The 16,347-nt window shown below is 60.1% G+C and carries 14 protein-coding genes; 5 read left to right on the top strand and 9 right to left on the bottom strand.

Annotated elements, in window-relative coordinates:
- Positions 1 to 26 precede the first annotated feature (26 nt).
- Complete coding sequence (locus tag ASB58_RS05450; RefSeq protein ID WP_118129601.1) at positions 27 to 2,045, bottom strand: S9 family peptidase; 2,019 nt, start codon at positions 2,043 to 2,045, stop codon at positions 27 to 29.
- Positions 2,046 to 2,097: 52 nt separating this feature from the next.
- Here ASB58_RS05450 and ASB58_RS05455 point away from each other — a divergent pair, with 52 nt between their 5' ends.
- On the top strand, positions 2,098 to 2,481 hold the full coding sequence (locus tag ASB58_RS05455; RefSeq protein ID WP_118129602.1) for an MFS transporter: 384 nt from the start codon (positions 2,098 to 2,100) through the stop codon (positions 2,479 to 2,481).
- A 7-nt stretch (positions 2,482 to 2,488) separates the two neighbouring features.
- On the opposite strand, the gene ASB58_RS05460 is transcribed toward ASB58_RS05455, so the two are convergent.
- The 4 genes from ASB58_RS05460 to cysK form a co-directional block, all read right to left on the bottom strand.
- Positions 2,489 to 3,070: a TetR/AcrR family transcriptional regulator gene (locus tag ASB58_RS05460; protein WP_096004748.1), complete on the bottom strand. Its 582-nt coding sequence runs from the start codon at positions 3,068 to 3,070 to the stop codon at positions 2,489 to 2,491.
- A 239-nt stretch (positions 3,071 to 3,309) separates the two neighbouring features.
- Positions 3,310 to 3,516 (bottom strand): cold-shock protein, encoded by a 207-nt coding sequence (locus ASB58_RS05465; RefSeq protein WP_083727464.1) that lies wholly within the window; start codon positions 3,514 to 3,516, stop codon positions 3,310 to 3,312.
- Between the two features lie 282 nt (positions 3,517 to 3,798).
- Entirely contained in the window at positions 3,799 to 5,514 is a 1,716-nt protein-coding gene (aceK, locus tag ASB58_RS05470; protein ID WP_118129603.1) for a bifunctional isocitrate dehydrogenase kinase/phosphatase, read from the bottom strand.
- A 105-nt stretch (positions 5,515 to 5,619) separates the two neighbouring features.
- Positions 5,620 to 6,594, bottom strand: a complete 975-nt coding sequence (cysK, locus tag ASB58_RS05475) for a cysteine synthase A (protein WP_118129604.1) — start codon at positions 6,592 to 6,594, stop codon at positions 5,620 to 5,622.
- 110 nt (positions 6,595 to 6,704) lie between these two features.
- On the opposite strand from cysK, the gene ASB58_RS05480 reads away from it, so the two are divergent.
- The 4 genes from ASB58_RS05480 (at position 6,705) to ASB58_RS05495 (ending at position 11,298) form a co-directional block, all read left to right on the top strand.
- Positions 6,705 to 7,775 carry a DUF748 domain-containing protein gene (locus ASB58_RS05480; RefSeq protein ID WP_118129605.1) on the top strand — a complete coding sequence of 357 codons (1,071 nt, stop codon included), beginning with the start codon at positions 6,705 to 6,707 and terminating at the stop codon, positions 7,773 to 7,775.
- Positions 7,776 to 7,924: 149 nt separating this feature from the next.
- Positions 7,925 to 8,770 (top strand): AAA family ATPase, encoded by an 846-nt coding sequence (locus tag ASB58_RS05485; RefSeq protein ID WP_096004752.1) that lies wholly within the window; start codon positions 7,925 to 7,927, stop codon positions 8,768 to 8,770.
- Positions 8,771 to 8,888: 118 nt separating this feature from the next.
- Positions 8,889 to 10,067: a vWA domain-containing protein gene (locus ASB58_RS05490; protein ID WP_096004753.1), complete on the top strand. Its 1,179-nt coding sequence runs from the start codon at positions 8,889 to 8,891 to the stop codon at positions 10,065 to 10,067.
- Positions 10,068 to 10,296: 229 nt separating this feature from the next.
- A complete protein-coding gene (locus ASB58_RS05495; protein WP_118129606.1) occupies positions 10,297 to 11,298 on the top strand; it encodes a hypothetical protein in 1,002 nt (333 codons plus the stop codon).
- Positions 11,299 to 11,313: 15 nt separating this feature from the next.
- Here ASB58_RS05495 and ASB58_RS05500 read toward each other — a convergent pair whose 3' ends face one another.
- The 4 genes from ASB58_RS05500 to ASB58_RS05515 form a co-directional block, all read right to left on the bottom strand.
- Complete coding sequence (locus ASB58_RS05500) at positions 11,314 to 11,646, bottom strand: zinc ribbon domain-containing protein YjdM (protein ID WP_096004755.1); 333 nt, start codon at positions 11,644 to 11,646, stop codon at positions 11,314 to 11,316.
- A gap of 108 nt (positions 11,647 to 11,754) precedes the next feature.
- Entirely contained in the window at positions 11,755 to 12,891 is a 1,137-nt protein-coding gene (locus ASB58_RS05505) for a YbaY family lipoprotein (protein WP_118129607.1), read from the bottom strand.
- 102 nt (positions 12,892 to 12,993) lie between these two features.
- The gene (locus tag ASB58_RS05510) at positions 12,994 to 15,384 is read right to left on the bottom strand and encodes a fatty acid cis/trans isomerase (RefSeq protein WP_118129608.1); all 2,391 of its coding nucleotides are present in this window, start codon (positions 15,382 to 15,384) and stop codon (positions 12,994 to 12,996) included.
- A gap of 78 nt (positions 15,385 to 15,462) precedes the next feature.
- A complete protein-coding gene (locus ASB58_RS05515; RefSeq protein ID WP_118129609.1) occupies positions 15,463 to 16,311 on the bottom strand; it encodes a DMT family transporter in 849 nt (282 codons plus the stop codon).
- Positions 16,312 to 16,347: the final 36 nt, after the last annotated feature.

Consider the following 16,347-nt stretch of genomic DNA (forward strand, 5'->3'; position numbering starts at 1 on the left):
CGGGCTTTTTTGTGCCTGCGGCGTGCTCAGCTGAGAACACTGAGCAAAAACGCATACTCCTCCGCGATCTCTCGCATAGCCTGATAGCGACCGCTTGCGCCCCCATGACCGGCGCTCATCTGCGTGCGCAGCAGCAGCGGCTCATCGTTGCTGCGTGTGGCGCGCAGGCGGGCTACCCACTTGGCTGCTTCCCAGTATTGCACGCGCACATCGTGGTAGCCCGCGGTCACCAGCATGGCAGGGTAGGCCTGCGGCCGAACGTTTTCATACGGCGCGTAACCCTTGATGCGAGCGGCTACCTTAGGGTCGGACGGGTCACCCCATTCCTCGTATTCGCCAATGGTCAGCGGCAGCTCCGGATTGTTCATGGTGTTCCAGACATCGACAAAGGGTACGTCCGCCACGGCAGCGCGGAACAGCTCGGGGCGCTGGTTGATTACGTTGCCGATCAGCAAGCCGCCAGCGCTGCCGCCAGCGATGACCAGCTGGCGGCTGTCGGTCTTGCCGAGCGAAATCAGTTGCTCGGCGCAGCGGATAAAGTCGCTGAAGGTGTTTTCCTTGTGCTCCAGCTTGCCTTGCTGATACCAGTGCTCGCCCATCTCGGCACCACCTCGTACGTGGGCGATTGCAAAGCGCCAGCCGCGTTGCAGCAGGGACAGGCGAGCATGGGAGAACCAAGGATCCATGCTGGCACCATAGGCGCCATAGCCGTACAGATACAGCGGGCTGCTGCCTTGGGCATTCGCGGGTTCAATCAGGCTGATGGGGATACGAGCACCATCGTCGGCCACGGCCCACAGGCGCTCGACATGATAGTCGTCAGGTGAGAACTGTCCTTCCACCGGCGTGGTACGCAGTACGCGCTGGCTGCCATCTGCCAGGGTCAGAGCCCGGATCTCGGCCGGGCGGTTAAGTGATTCATAGCGCAGCCGAACCTGCGGACTGCTGTATTGTTCCCCGCCTTGCACATGCAGGCTGTAGACCGCGTCGGGCATCGCTACCAGATAACCTGGACCGCTGTTGGGTTGTACTTCCAGCTGAATCAATCCGGCGTTGCGGTACTGCAAAATCAGTGCGCTACGCTGCAGTTCGACGCCTTCGAGTGTGCGGTTGTCATCAACGGCGCGCAGTGCTTGCCAGTGCGGTTCTCCGGGCGTTGCCGGGTCGCATGCAAACAACCCGAAGTTCTCGCCCTGGCTGTTGCTGCGAATTACGAAACCCTGTTCGCCGTGGTCGGCGTCGTACTCGTGGCCGCTGCGACGAGCCGCCAGGCACTGTAGCGGCGACGCTGGCTCGTCTGCTGGCAGATAGTGCAGCTCGCTGGTGTTTTTACTACTGCTGGCGACACAGATATAGCGTTCCGAGCTGCTGCGGTACACATCCAGATAGAACAGCGGGTCGCGCTCCTCGAATACGGCAACGGGTTCGGCATCCTGGCGCAGGCGCCAGAGTGTGGCTGGACGAGCGCTGGCGTCCAGGCTGATGGCAAACAGCGTGCGGTTATCGTTGGCCCAGCATAGGGTACCGGCAGCTTGCTCCAGAGGTAAGTTATATTCCTGCTCGTCGGTCAGGCTGCGTACAAAGAGCTGATAGACCTCGTTGCCCTGGGTGTCGATGCTGTAGGCCAGCCAGTTCTGATCCGGACTGACAATGAAGTCGCCCAGCTCTAGAAACGGATGCTGTTCGGCCAGCGGGTTTGGGTCCAGCAGCAACTGCTCGCTGGCTGTATCGATCTCAAGGTTGAACTCGGACTGTCGCTGGCAGCGGTAGTAGCGCGGATACTCTGCGCCTGCCTCGGTACGCTGATAGTAAAGCCAGTTATCGCGCACGCTGGGCAGGCCGAGATCGGTCTCGCGGATGCGTCCACGAATCTCTTGGAATAGCTGCTCGCGCAGTGACTGGGCGGGCGCCAGCCATTGCTCGGTGTAGTGATTTTCTGCTTCCAGGTAGGCGGTGACATCGGTACTGTCACGCTCCTGCAGCCATTGATAGGGATCGGTGCCGACATCGCGGCGAGCGTGCGGGGCTTTCAGGTCAGGACGCATGTTGTAAAAACCGTTATGATGGCGCGGTCATTTTTGGGTTAGGTGCCGGCCAATGTTCAATGAAGCAGAGTATCAGTCAGTTTGGTGGGTCTATCTGGCCGCTGCCGGTGGTTGCTGGTTGGTCTGGTGGAAGATGACCGCGTTGGCGAGCTGGTGGTTTGTACGCGAGCCGTTGTGCGTGATCATGGCTGTGCTGCTGTTTACGCCGATGCCGGTAGAGCAGGGCGGCGGCTGGTATGCCCCCGCGTTTCTCATCTATTTGCTCGATACGATTTTGTCGACCGGTGATAACGGCCCCCGCGCTTTGGCTGAGATCAGCATTACGCTGTCGATCGCAGCAGTTTGCTGGCTGGTTTACGCCGCTGTTCGGGTCGTGGCGACGCGCTGGTGGCGCCGCACGCATCCGGCCGAAGAGCAGGCTCCGGCCGAATCCTGAGCCCGGCTTACTCGCCGTTGCGTTGCTCGTGCATCATGCGCGCCAGGCGCATGACCTGCTCCTGAAACTCGGTGCGCTGGGCATCGGTCATCGGGCACATGCCCAATTGCTCAAACAGACGATAGCCACGTACCGAGAAGAACAGAATCGCCGCCTGAGCCAGGCCCAGCGGCGACTTCTCAAGAATATCGAACAGACCTTCGACGTTGTCGGCACTGGTTTGCAGCAGGGCCGGGTTGCTGGCGGCGGCGGCAAAGATGGCCGAGTCCAGGTTCTTCTCTTCGCTTGACTCGCTCATGTTGCTCAGCAGCAACGCCTTGAGTTCGCGCATCGGCTCATCGGGCAGCACGCTCTCGTATGCACCCCAGCGGACACGGAAGCGCTCAAGGCGGTATTCAATCATGGCGGTCAGCAGGGCATCCCGGTCCGGGAACATCTGCTGCAGGGTGGCTTCTTCGATCTTGCTGCGTTCGCTCAGGCTGGCAAAGGTGAGTTGCGATGCGCCAAGCTCGCTGACGATGGCTTCTGCCGCGCGGAAAATGATGACTTTGAGTGCATCCGGGTTCTGACTGCTGACCGTGGTATCCACTGGTGGCCCCCTGTGAAAGACTGTCCTGCTCGCCGCCGACGGTCAGGTCATCGGGCGAGGGTGGTAGAGGTGATCAAGTTGCGGCATCCAGGGGCTGCCCAGGACGGGAGCGGGAGGTTGGATAGCCTATGCAATAGCGCATAGGGTAGCCCGTTGGGGCGAAGGAGGCGAGTGCTTTTTGGCTGATGTTCAGGCAATAAAAAACCCGGCCGGAGCCGGGTTTTCTTCAGCGCATCGGATTAGCCGATGATCTGAATGTTTGCAGCCTGCTTGCCCTTCGGACCAGTGGTCACGTCGAAAGACACTTTCTGGTTCTCAGCCAGGGACTTGAAGCCCTGAACCTTGATCTCGGAGAAGTGAGCGAACAGATCGTCTCCACCGCCATCCGGAGTGATGAAACCAAAACCTTTAGTGTCGTTGAACCACTTGACTGTACCAGTTGCCATTTCAGCTAATTCCTATCAGATTGAAATACTTGAGCTTTCACTCAATTAAGCGTGGGAATCAAAGATTACGAGATGACAAACTTACGTACTGAGAAGTGCGTTTGCAGCCTACAACTCTATCTCTTGAAAACCTACGCGCTCACTCTGCGCCTTTCAGTACAACAAGTCAAGGGATCTTGACAGCCGTCCTTGGACGCGAATAAACAGCATTGAGTATACGTCAGATTCAGAAAATCACACCCTTGTTCCACATTTTTTTTAAGCCCGCGTAAAACCCCGGTTTCAGGGCGTTGCAGCCGCTCTGCGGTAGGGGTAGACGTCGATCACCTGACCCGCTTCGATCTGGGCCTGCAGGCTTTTCCAGTAGCTGGCCTCAAACAGGTCGCCATGCATGCCGGCGAACTGGCGGCGGTGACGAATATCGGCAAACAGAAATACCGGGAACTCCTCCGGAAAGACGTCATTGGGCGACACCGAGTACCAGGGCTCGGAGGCCAGCTCCTGTTCCGGGTACAACGGCTCTGGAATGACACGAAAGTTAACTTCGGTCAGGTAGCTGATTTCGTCATAGTCATAGAACACCACGCGCCCGTGCCGGGTGACGCCGAAGTTCTTCAGCAGCATGTCGCCAGGAAAGATATTGGCCGCGGCCAGCTCTTTGATTGCCTTGCCGTAGTCGAGCAGGGCATCGTGCGTTTGCGTTTCGCTGGCGTGTTCCAGATAGATGTTCAGCGGGGTCATCCGGCGCTCGGTCCAGCAGTGGCGAATCAGGATGCTGTCGCCTTCTTCTACCACTGTCGAGGGCGCCACCTCCAGCAGCTCTTTCAGGCATTCGGGGTCGAAGCGGTCGCGGGGGAAGCGGAAGTCGGCAAACTCCTGGGTGTCGGCCATGCGACCGACGCGGTCGTGGCGCTTTACCAGTCGGTACTTTTCGATAACGGTGGCGCGGTCGATGTTCTTGGACGGCGCAAAGCGGTCCTTGATGATCTTGAACACGGTATTGAAGCCGGGCAGGGTGAATACGCTCATCACCATGCCGCGCACGCCGGGCGCCATGATGAAGCGATCGTCGGAGTTGGCCAGGTGAGCAATCAGCGCGCGGTAGAACTCGGACTTGCCCTGCTTGTAGAACCCGATGGCGGTATACAGTTCGGCCAGGTGCTTGCCAGGTATCAATTGCTTGATGAAACCAATCAGCTCGCTGGGCACTGCGCACTCGACCATGAAATAGGAGCGAGTAAAGGAAAAGATGATTGAGACTTCCGACTCGTCAGTGATGACGGTGTCAACGCTGATGCCGCGGTTTTCCCGATGCACCAGCGGCAGAACAAAGGGCCATTGTTCGTGCTGGCTGATGAGTCGGCCGACGAGGTAGGCGCCTTTATTGCGGTAAAAGACGCTTTGTACCATTTCGGCGGTCAAGCCGCGGTCCATTTGCGCCCAGTCGGGCAAGCCCTGCTGCAGCTCGTTGACGATCATGCCTACATCACGGGTCATGTCCTCCCAGGGCACATCGAAGCTGTACTCGCTGAGAATCTGGTGTGCCAGCCCTTGCAGTGACCCTTCGGAGATGAAACCGCGCGTCAGCGCGATGCGCGACGGCGGACGGGTGACCGGGCGGGTGCTATGCACGAACATGGTGTTGTCGCTGATCTGGTCGTGCTGGTGCAGGCTGCAAAAGATGGAGTTGAACCAGGTTTCGGCCAGCTCGTCGTCAAAGCGCTGATCAATTAGCTGGATATAGGCCTCACGAATGCCCGGCCAGGTGTCGACGCTCAGTATCTGGGGGCCGAAGGTGCTGCCCGCCAGCCCGTCGGCTGTTTCCTGCACCTGTTCCTCATAGGCATTGATGCGCAAGGTGGACGCTTCCTGGATATCGTTCCAGCGCGCTTGCTCGAAGCGCGCCCGGGCGCCGGAGGTAAGGTCGCGGAAGAGTCGGCGGTAGCGATCGAAGCCGGACAGTATCTGCTGGGCTATCTGGTCTGAGGATTGGGGCATGGAGGGCCTGCGAGCTGAGGGGCTAAAGCTCGCAGCATAGCCAGTTGGCTGCCTGCGCGGCAACACCGTCGCGGTGGGCGACGGTGTTGTTCGATGGGCTGGCGCTTACTGAACGGTTTCCTGCTCGGTAAACAGGTCGGTGAACAGCATTGAGGACAGGTAGCGCTCGCCCGAGTCGGGCAGGATGACGACAATGGTCTTGCCCTGCATGCTTGGCTCTTCGGCCACCCGCACCGCAGCGGCCATGGCTGCGCCGCAGGAAATGCCCACCAGGATGCCTTCTTCGCGCATCAGCCGCAGGGCCATGTCCTTGGCTTCCTCGTCACTGACCTGTTCGACCCGGTCGACTTGGCTGAGATCCAGGTTGGCGGGGACAAAGCCGGCGCCGATGCCCTGAATCTTATGCGGGCTGGGTTTGACTTCGTCGCCCTGCAGGGTTTGGGTGATCACCGGCGAGGAGCTGGGCTCGACGGCGATGGAGATGATCTGTTTGCCGCAGCTCTGCTTGATGTAGCGCGATACCCCGGTGATGGTGCCGCCGGTGCCAACGCCGGCGACCAGGGCATCAATGGCGCCGTCGGTATCTTTCCAGATCTCGGGGCCGGTGGTTTTTTCGTGGATTGCCGGGTTGGCCGGATTTTCAAACTGCTGCAGCAGTACGTAGGTGTCCGGGTGCTGGCTGGTCAGTTCCTGCGCCTTGTCGATTGCCCCCTTCATGCCTTTGGCCGGCTCCGTCAGCACCAGTTCGGCGCCGAGTGCCTTGAGTACCTTGCGGCGTTCCAGACTCATTGAGGCGGGCATGGTCAGCACCAGTTTGTAGCCGCGCGCGGCGGCGACGAAGGCCAGGCCGATGCCGGTGTTGCCGGACGTCGGCTCGACGATGGTCATGCCGGGCTTGAGCCGTCCGCTGGACTCGGCATCCCAGATCATGCTCGCGCCGATACGGCACTTGACCGAGTAGGCGGGATTGCGGCCTTCGATCTTGGCGAGAATGGTGACGCCCTTCGGACCAAGGCGGTTGATACGAACCAGCGGCGTGTTGCCGATGGCCTGGGAGTTGTCTGCGAAAATGCGGCTCATGATGGCGACTCCTTGTAAACAATGGCAGCAGGGTGGGCCAATCAGCCTATGCTGGGCAGGTATTAACGTCAATTGGCTGAACCCTGGGCCGCTGCGCTGGTCCATTGGGCATGACACGTCGATCCAAGCTAGGTTGGTCTTTTCTGGTGCTACTGGCGCTGCTGTTGCTGGCGGTGCACCTGCTGTTGCCTTATTTCATCAAGGACCTCATGAACCGCAAGATGGCCGATATGGGCGATTATCGCGGTCATGTTGAAGACGTTGATATTGTGCTCTGGCGTGGGGCTTATCGGCTCAACCAATTGAATATCGTCAAGGTGGATGGTGAGCAGCAGGTGCCTTTTGTGCGACTGCCGCGTACTGATATCAAGATGCGTCTGCGCCCGTTCTGGGAAAGCGGCAGTATCGTCGCTGAAGTAGACCTCTACTCCCCGCAGCTGAACTTTGTCGACGGCGATAGCGATGAGCAGAAGCAGACGGGGAAGGGCGTAGGCTGGCGTCAGGCGTTGCAGGAGCTGATTCCGGTGCGGCTGGATCGGGTAGAAGTCTACGATGGTGAAGTGGCCTTCCGTAATTTTCACTCCGAGCCGCCGGTCAATCTGTACGTCAATCAACTGCACCTGACCGCCCACAACCTGACCAACGCTGAGCAGCGCGAAGGCGCGCGTGATGCGGACCTGGAAGGCGAGGGCCTGTTGCTTGCGCACGCACCTGTGCAGTTTTCCTCACGCTTCGATCCCTTGGGGGACTGGGAGAATGCGGATATGCGCCTGCGCGTAACCGATGTCGAGCTACCGCGACTGAATGACTTTGCGACCGCTTATGGGCGCTTTGATTTCAACGCCGGTACCGGCGATCTTGTCCTGGAAGCGGAGGTTCGCGACGGTCAGATGCAGGGCTATATCAAGCCGCTGGTGCGCGGTGCGGACATCTTTGACGTGCAGCAAGATTTGCGCAACCCGGAAAAGAGCCTGGTTCGCGGGTTGTGGGAAGCCGTTGTCGGGGGCGGACAGCAACTGTTGCAGAACCAGCAGGCCGATCAATTTGCCACCCGTGTAGACCTGGAGGGCTCCGTCCGCTCCCCTGATGTCAGCGCCTGGCAGGCGTTTTTCAATATTTTGCGAAATGCCTTTGTTGAGGCGTTTACCAGCCGCTTCGAACGAGTCGACCCGGACCAGTAACAGCGCCTGAATCTATCTCGCAGTGACTGATAACCCGGCATCAGCCGGGCTTTGGTTCCCGTAGCCTGCGTTTACAGTGCAAACAGGCACAGGCTATAGTTTTCGATCTTTTTTCTGGTTTAACACGGCTCCGGCCCAAGGAATATCCGATGAAGTTCGAAGGTACTCAGTCCTACGTCGCTACCGACGACCTGAAACTGGCGGTTAACGCCGCTATCACACTGGAACGCCCGCTGCTGATCAAGGGTGAGCCGGGCACCGGTAAAACCATGCTGGCTGAACAACTGGCCGAGTCCATGGGCGCCAAACTGATTACCTGGCACATCAAGTCCACCACCAAGGCGCACCAGGGCCTGTACGAGTACGACGCCGTCAGCCGCCTGCGTGACTCCCAGCTCGGTGTCGACAAGGTTCACGACGTCGCCAACTACATCAAGAAAGGCAAGCTGTGGGAGGCTTTCGAGTCGGAAGAACGCGCCATTCTGCTGATTGACGAGATCGACAAGGCCGACATCGAGTTTCCGAACGACCTGCTGCAAGAGCTCGACAAGATGGAGTTCTATGTCTACGAGACCAATCAGACCATCAAGGCCAAGCAGCGTCCGATCATCATCATTACCTCCAACAACGAGAAAGAGCTGCCAGACGCCTTCCTGCGCCGCTGCTTCTTCCACTACATCGCTTTCCCCGATCGCGACACCATGAAGAAGATTGTGGAAGTGCACTTCCCTAAGATCGAGAGTGCGCTGCTGTCCGAAGCCATGGATATCTTTTTCGATGTACGCAAGGTGCCGGGTATCAAGAAGAAGCCGTCTACCTCCGAGCTGGTTGACTGGCTGAAGCTGCTGATGGCTGACCAGATTCCCGAAGCGGTGCTGCGTGATCGTGACCCGACCAAGGCGATTCCGCCACTCTACGGCGCGCTGGTCAAGAACGAGCAGGATGTCCAGCTGCTGGAACGTCTGGCCTTTATGACCCGTCGCCAGAATCGCTAGCAGGCGGTTGAAAATCGACCTGCGGAGCGAGCGCGACCATCCAATAGCAGCCTGGTAACTGAACCCGGCGCTGGCCGCATCGCCCGCGTTTTTCAACAACCTGCCAAGGGGGTGCCCGATGTTACTGGGCCTGTTCAATGAAATGCGTGCAGCCAAGGTACCGGTGTCGGTCCGCGAGCTGCTCGATCTGATCAATGCGCTGAAGCACCATGTGGTGTTCGCCGATATGAACGAGTTTTACTATCTGGCGCGCACGGTCATGGTCAAGGATGAACGCCATTTCGACAAGTTCGACCGTGCCTTTGGTGCCTATTTCAAGGGGCTGGAAAACCTCGATCAGCTGATTGAGGCGATGATTCCCGATGATTGGCTGCGCAAGGAGTTCGAGCGCATGCTGACTGAGGAAGAGAAGGCCAAGATCCAGACCCTTGGTGGTCTGGACAAGCTGATCGAAGAATTTAAGAAACGCCTCGAAGAGCAGAAAGAGCGCCACGAAGGCGGCAACAAATGGGTTGGCACCGGTGGTACCAGCCCGTTTGGTTCCGGTGGTTTCAACCCTGAGGGTATTCGAGTCGGAGACGCCGGCAAACGCCAGGGCAAGGCAGTCAAGGTCTGGGATCAGCGCGAATACAAGAACCTGGATGATCAGGTGGAACTGGGTACGCGCAACATCAAGGTGGCGCTGCGGCGTCTGCGCAAATTCGCCCGTCAGGGCGCTGCAGACGAGCTGGATATCGATGGCACCATTGACCACACCGCCAAGGATGCGGGCCTGCTGAATATCCAGATGCGGCCGGAGCGGCGCAACGCGGTCAAGCTGCTGCTGCTATTTGATATCGGCGGGTCAATGGATGCACACATCAAGGTGTGCGAAGAACTGTTTTCCGCCTGCCGTACCGAGTTCAAGCATCTGGAGTACTACTACTTCCACAACTGCATTTACGAGTCAGTCTGGAAGAACAACATGCGCCGTACCAGCGAGCGTACCTCGACGCTGGACCTGCTGCACAAGTACGGGCCGGACTACAAGGTGGTGTTTGTCGGTGACGCGGCCATGGCGCCTTACGAGATTACCCAGCCGGGTGGCAGCGTGGAGCATTGGAACGAGGAGGCGGGCTACGTCTGGATTCAGCGCTTCATGGAAAAATACAAGAAGCTTATCTGGATCAATCCGTATCCCAAGGATGCCTGGGAGTACACCTCGTCGACCAAGCTGATTCGCGAGTTGATTGAAGACAAGATGTACCCGTTGACCTTGCAGGGTCTGGAAGACGGCATGAAGCACCTCAGCAAGTAGTTTGCCTGTGCTCTCGACCTCAGGCTTGCCTGAGGTCGAAGGCTACCGGCGTCCACGCTTTGCACAGCAGGCCCCACCTGCTGGACTGGCGCGCTGCCTTCTGGGCGCTGGTCTCCTCACGTGATGTTTCTACCTAATCGGTGTTGCCCCGGTTGCTAACCACTACGGGTGATGGGCGCAGGCGTCAGCCTGTGGTCAAGTGGCGAGAAACAACCAAGGCAGGTTTCTTGTGCACCCCCACACCATTCCCCATAGCGTTGACGGTCGCTGGCTGCTGGCGCTGTATCTGATCATTCCTCTGTCACTGCTTGTGGTGCTGGCCGACCTGCTGCTTTTGGGTCGTCACTGGCAGCAGCAATGGCTTCCGGATGACCCCAACGATTGGGCTGTGTGGGCGCTGCTGTTCGGGCTGCCGCACATTGTGGCCAGCGCGCTAACCGTTGCTAAACCGGCCTACATCGGCCACTTCTGGCGGCGCCTGTTACCTGCATTGCTGGTGTTCTGCGCTATCAGCCTGCTGGGGCTACTGGGGCCGCAGCCGCTGAGTTATCAGGTGCTTTTCGTCTTCTTCGCTGCTTTCACGGTGTATCACGTGCTGTCGCAGCAGTTAGGGATCGGGCTGGTACTGGCCGGGCGACGCCCGGATGCGCTGTTTTTGCGCTGGAAGTGGACGGCCATCGTCTGCGGTCTGGCCATTTACCTCAACGTGTACGGCCAGCAGTTTCTTGGGCGGGTGCAGATTGCAGGAGTAGACCTCTACCAGCTGCTGGGTGTGGCTGGCGCTCTGCTTTGCGCGGCGCTGATGTTGCTGACCTGGCAATTGGCGCGGCTGACTGAGGGGCGACTGGGGCGCGCCTACCTGTGGGCCAACGCGCTGCTGTTGCTCTCGGCACTGTTGATCGATCGGCTCGGCTACACGCTGTTCGTGATTTTGATGCCGCGCCTGATCCATGACCTGACCGCGTACAGCGTGTACATCACCCATGATCGCAACCGCAACCAGGGGGGTGAGCCTGGCTGGTTATACCGTTGGTTGCCGCGCGGGCGCTGGGTGCCGATGCTCTGGTTGCCGTTGTGTTCGGTTGCCATTGCCTGGCCGCTGAACAACCTGCAGCACTACTGGCCGGTGGCGGCGGTCGTGCTGGTGGTGTCGTTCATGCATTACTACTACGAGGGCTTTGTCTGGCGCGGGGACAGTCCGCTGCGCAGACATGTGCGATTCAGTCGCTAGTGCGGTGCCGCGGCCTCAGGCCTTTTTGACAAACTCGGACTTGAGCTTCATCGGGCCGATGCCGTCGATGCGGCAGTCGATGTCGTGATCGCCGTCTACCAGGCGAATGTTCTTCACTTTGGTGCCCACCTTGACGACCAGAGAAGAACCTTTGACTTTCAGGTCTTTGATCACGGTGACGCTGTCCCCATCGCTCAGCGGGTTGCCGTTGGCATCAGTGATGGTTTTGCTGTCATTGCTTTGCTCATCTTCTGACCACTCGTGCGCGCATTCCGGGCAGACATACAGCAGGCCATCCTGGTAGGTATAGGTTGATTGGCAGGCAGGGCAGTGGGGCAGATCGCTCATCATGAACACCTTTTACTGGCGATGACCCTGCGTGGTGCAGGGTCTTTGGCGCGGCATGATGCACCAAGCGTGCGGCGCTGTCCAATTGGCCAGGTCGCACGCCCGGACTTATTCCTGCGGTTTGGCGACGATACGCCGGTCATCGCTGCTGATCAGCAGCAGATTGCCTTGTTCGTCCAGATCAAAGCGGTGCAGGTGTTGCAGCAGGTCAAACATCTGCTGGTCCTGTTGCATCAGCGGGTCCATACAGGCCCGCAGGGTGGCCGCGACCGCTTTGGTACTAAGGCTTTCGCCATCAAGCTGATAGCTGCTGGTGAACTGGTTGCAGGCGCCCTGGCCACCAAACAGGCCGTCGGCGTTGAACTGCAGGGTGGCCGGATGATCCGGATCAACCGCAGCGCCGTTGATGCTGACGACTTGCCAGGGTTGGGCCGTGAGCAGGCTCTGTGGTGAACCTCCGCAGCCTGTCAGCGGAGTCTCGCCGCTGTGCACCGTTACCTGATAGGGGTGTGGCATGCCGGTCATGCTGTCACGGCATAGCTGCGGGGTCACGTCGACTCGCAGCTGGTTGCTTTGATTGCTGGCATCAAACTGGTAGCTCTCACCGGCCATGGTGGCGGTAGGGGTGGGCGTCAGCTGTGTCGCAGTCTGTCCCTGGCGGTTGAGGGCGATGCGCTGGGCGTCCATCTCCAGCGTCCAGCCGGGCTCGTTGCCTCCGGCCCGCAGCGGCAGCAGTGCGCTGACGTCTACAATCTGCGCGTCGTCCGCGACGCGCCCATTCACCTGGATCATGGTCAGCAGCCCCATATTGTTGACCTGCTGAGTGACGTCAATAGGGTTGCTGGTATCGGTGGTCCACAGCAGTTGTCCTGCAGCATCGCGGATCTGCGCCGAGACGCTGTAGCGCAGGCGAGCATCGAACATTCGGGGCTCAACGTCCAGTTCGAAGGGCACTGGTACCTGCGTGCCGATCAGGGTGATGGTCTGCTCGGCCAGCACTGCGGCGGGCGCATCTGCGCGTGAAACATCAGACAGTTTTACCTGAGCGACGCTGCCCGGAGGCAGGGCGATGCGTTCACGGTAGCCGATCGAGCCGGTGACCAGGCTGGTACGAGGTGTCACCTGTTCTTCGAGGGTGTCGGGCTGTTCACCGGCGCCGTCTGTCTGGTTGCTGTTGTTGGCGCAGGCGCCGAGCGCTGCGCCAAGGGCAATCGGCAGCAGGTAGCGGATTGAGGGGTTGGGCATGGGATTCCCTCCAGCAGGGTCGCCGAGGCGACAAGGTCCATAGGTCAGCTTTGAGTGTAAACCAATTCGCCCGGCGTGCCGGGCGCTTTGGTTTTGCCGTGATTACAAGTTTTGGTAACGGTTGATATCGAATAGACCCGCCTGGGTCGGATCAGTTTCTTCTACGTACTGACGGAAGTCAGACAAGATCTCCCAAAACTGCGGGTGTGTGCGGCGCACGCCCCAGCGGTCAGCGATGCTGTGCAGCTGCTCAGTAGTCCGGGCTGCTTGCAGAGCAGCGACAAAGTCCGGTAGTGCTTCCAGCTCCACGTCAAAACTGAAGTTGGGGTAGCTGCCGAGGGTGCCCTCCATGATGGTCAGATCATCGCGCTCGGGTTGCAGGCGATCCTTCTCGCCGAACATGAACGCGACGTTGGTGTGCGCGCGGTTGTGCACCAGGCTGTACACCCAGCGTTGCTCTGCGCTGGTGATGCGCAGAAAGCTGACTTCCGGCAGCTGTTGGATCACCGGCAGGGTGGCACCGGTGCCTTGAGCCAGTGGCTGCAGCAAGCGCTGGATTTCCTGCTGCTCGGGCCCGAGGTCGGGGCGCTGGCAGTTATTCTGCGGGCAGCGGTTCAGGGTGTCCGGTGTGCCGGAAACGGCTCCGGCACGCTCGGCCAGCAGCACAGCAAAGCGCCGCATCACGGCTGCGTTGTTGCCCTGGGTGTCGCCGTAGTCCAGGGCGGTGGGTGTATTGCGATCCAGGTCGGTGTAGGCAATCGCGTCCTTGAGCTGCGCATGCCCCTGATACCACTGGTCATACAGAGCCCGACGTTGTGCGGCTGGGACGAAGCGCAGGAAATTCTGCTCCGAACCGTTGCGGATCAGGTCAAAGTAGAGGCGGGTCTGGGCCTGATGCGAGAGGCTGCCGAATACGTTGAAGTTGACCACCAGCTCGTAATAGGTGCGCTCGAGCAGCGGGTAATCCATGACCCAGATCGTATCGGGCACCTTGCCCCACAGCCCCTTGCGTACCGAGGCACTGTCGTGATGGCGGAAAATGGTTAGCAACGCGTCCTGGTTGTAGCCGTCACCATCCCACAGCTCATCCAGGGTCGCACCGCCGGTTTTGCGCTGTCCGTAGTGCTGGTGACGCAGTTGCAGATACTGGTTGCGCTTGCCGCTGTACTTCAGCCAGGCGCTGCCCAGGTCCAACAGGTCGCTGTCCTGGCCCGGCAGGCCCAGTAGCGGCGTGGTCTGACTGCGATACAGCGGATTGTTGACGTAGGCTTCCTGAGCCGGATCCTCGAAAATGGCCCAGAAGTGATCACGAATCACGTCAGTCGCCACTTGTCCGCGGCACACCGGGCCGCGAATGAAGGTGCGAACAAAGTACTCTGCGGTATCCAGCATGAACTCGTAACGTGCCTTGGCCGGAATGGAGATGAAGGTAGCGAAGGGGTTGGCGCGTTCGCTGTAACCGTAGCCGGGCAGCACCGCCAGGTCCCAGTCGTCGCCCAGAAACAGCTGTTGCCAGCGCTGCATGCGCTGATCGTCCAGGCCGTAGGTGATGTGGGTTTTCTCTACCAGGGTTTCGCGCAGGGGCCGTAGCCGATAGTAAAAAGCCTGCTCCGGAGCGTCATTGGGCCGCACAGTGCGCAGCGGCACCACCGGCTCGCCCGGCGGCGTGCTGGAGCGCACCAGCTCGTAGAAGCTGCTGCCATTGATGGTCGGGAAGTGGATGTGTGCCACAAACAGGTGCTCGAACAGATAGCGGGCGACCAGTTGCTCGCGTCGGCCTGTCTGGTTGAAGAAGTTTTCCCAGCGCTCAATGCTGGCGGTCTCGGCGGCTGAGGGCTGCCAGGGCATGGGTTCGGTGACGGCGCCTTCGGCAATCCACTGGCTCAGGCGGGCAAACTCGTCGGCGCTCAAACCGGTGGTGGCGTACGGCATCCCGCCGTGCGGGTTGGCTTGGGCGTAGTCAGCAAAGGTATCCAGGGTGGGGCAGCTGAAGCTATGGGCAGTGCCGATCTTGATCTCGTCCGGCAGGCGGCTGTTGGCAGGCAGCGGGTTACGTTGGCCGAGCTCAAGCATGCGGAACAGTAAAGAGCCGTCGAGCCCCGCGGCGGCCCCCTGATCGGCATCGTGCAGTACCGAGAAGAAACCCTGCTCACGCCACTGGGCCTCGCTTTGTGCGTCGGTACCCAGGCGGGTTGGCGGCATGTCCTCCAGGCGCATGGCATTGTAGACCTGCTGCTGTGAGGCGCCCCGCTTGACGCCGTCGGCGCTGGTCAGCTTGAGCTGACAGGGTGCGTCGTAGCAGCCGTGGCAAGCCATGCAGCGATTTTCCAGAATGGGTTTGATGTCGCGCTGATAGGCAAAGCTCTGTTGCGGCGATACCGCAGGCTCGCTGTGGGGGTATTGGGGTATCTCGCTGCAGGCGATGATCAAGGCGGTGAGCGTTAACAAACCAAAGCCGATCAACCCGCGAAACGGGCGTGAGGCTAACTTCATGGCGGTAATCCTTTGGGCGTAATCAGCGGCCCGGGTATGGTGCATGAAGCAGGCCCGCCAACGCCAGTGCCGACGGAGTTAGTGGCTGGCTGGTTTGGGACCCGCTATCACCAGTGCAATACCGCCCAGAATTGCTAGCGACGACAGTGCCAGCGTCACGCTTGGTGTTTCACCAAGCAGCAGCAGGCCGCCAACGGCGGTGATCACCGGCACGCTGAGCTGGACGCTGGCTGCGGCACTTGCGCGCAAACCGGGGAGCGCGGCGTACCAGATGGCGTAGCCCAGCCCGGAGGTAAAGGCGCCTGATGCCAGCGCGAGGAGCACTCCGTTGGTGTCGAGCGTCAGCCTTGGCAGCGTGAGCAGCGTCAGCAGCAGAGTCACCGGGACCGCGCGGGCAAAGTTGCCGGCCGTGGCCGCCAGCGGGTCGGTGGCACCGCGTCCACGCAGTGAATACAGCCCCCAAGCGACACCCGCGCTCAGCATGCTCAACGCGGGCATTGCCGGCGGCGCGCTGGCGCCGGGCAGCAGCAGGACAGCCAAGCCAGCCAGCGCCAGCAGGAAACCGCCGGTCTGCAGTACACCGAGCCGTTCGCCGCGCAGTAGGCCAATGCCGAGCATGCTCACCTGTACCGCAGCAAACAGCAGCAAGGCGCCGCTGGCGGCATCGAGCTGGATGTAGGCCCAGGAAAAGGCGGCGGCGTAGACGAACAGTGCGATGGCCGAACCCCAGTTGCCGCTGGCCACCACGGGTTGACTGCGGCAGCGCAATAGCAGCCAGAGTACGGCTGCGCCGGAGACCAGACGCAGGCTGGTGAAGCTCGCCGGGTCGATCGCGGTATCGCGCAATGCCATGCGACAGAGTACCGAGTTGCCGGCAAACGCCAACATCGCGAGGGTTGTCAGTAGAGACAGGCGGGCAAGTGACATGGTGCGCTCCAACGAGACCAGCCCCCATCTGGCCTG

The sequence above is a fragment of the Pseudomonas abyssi genome, assembly GCF_003444685.1.
Classification (GTDB): Bacteria; Pseudomonadota; Gammaproteobacteria; order Pseudomonadales; family Pseudomonadaceae; genus Halopseudomonas; species Halopseudomonas abyssi.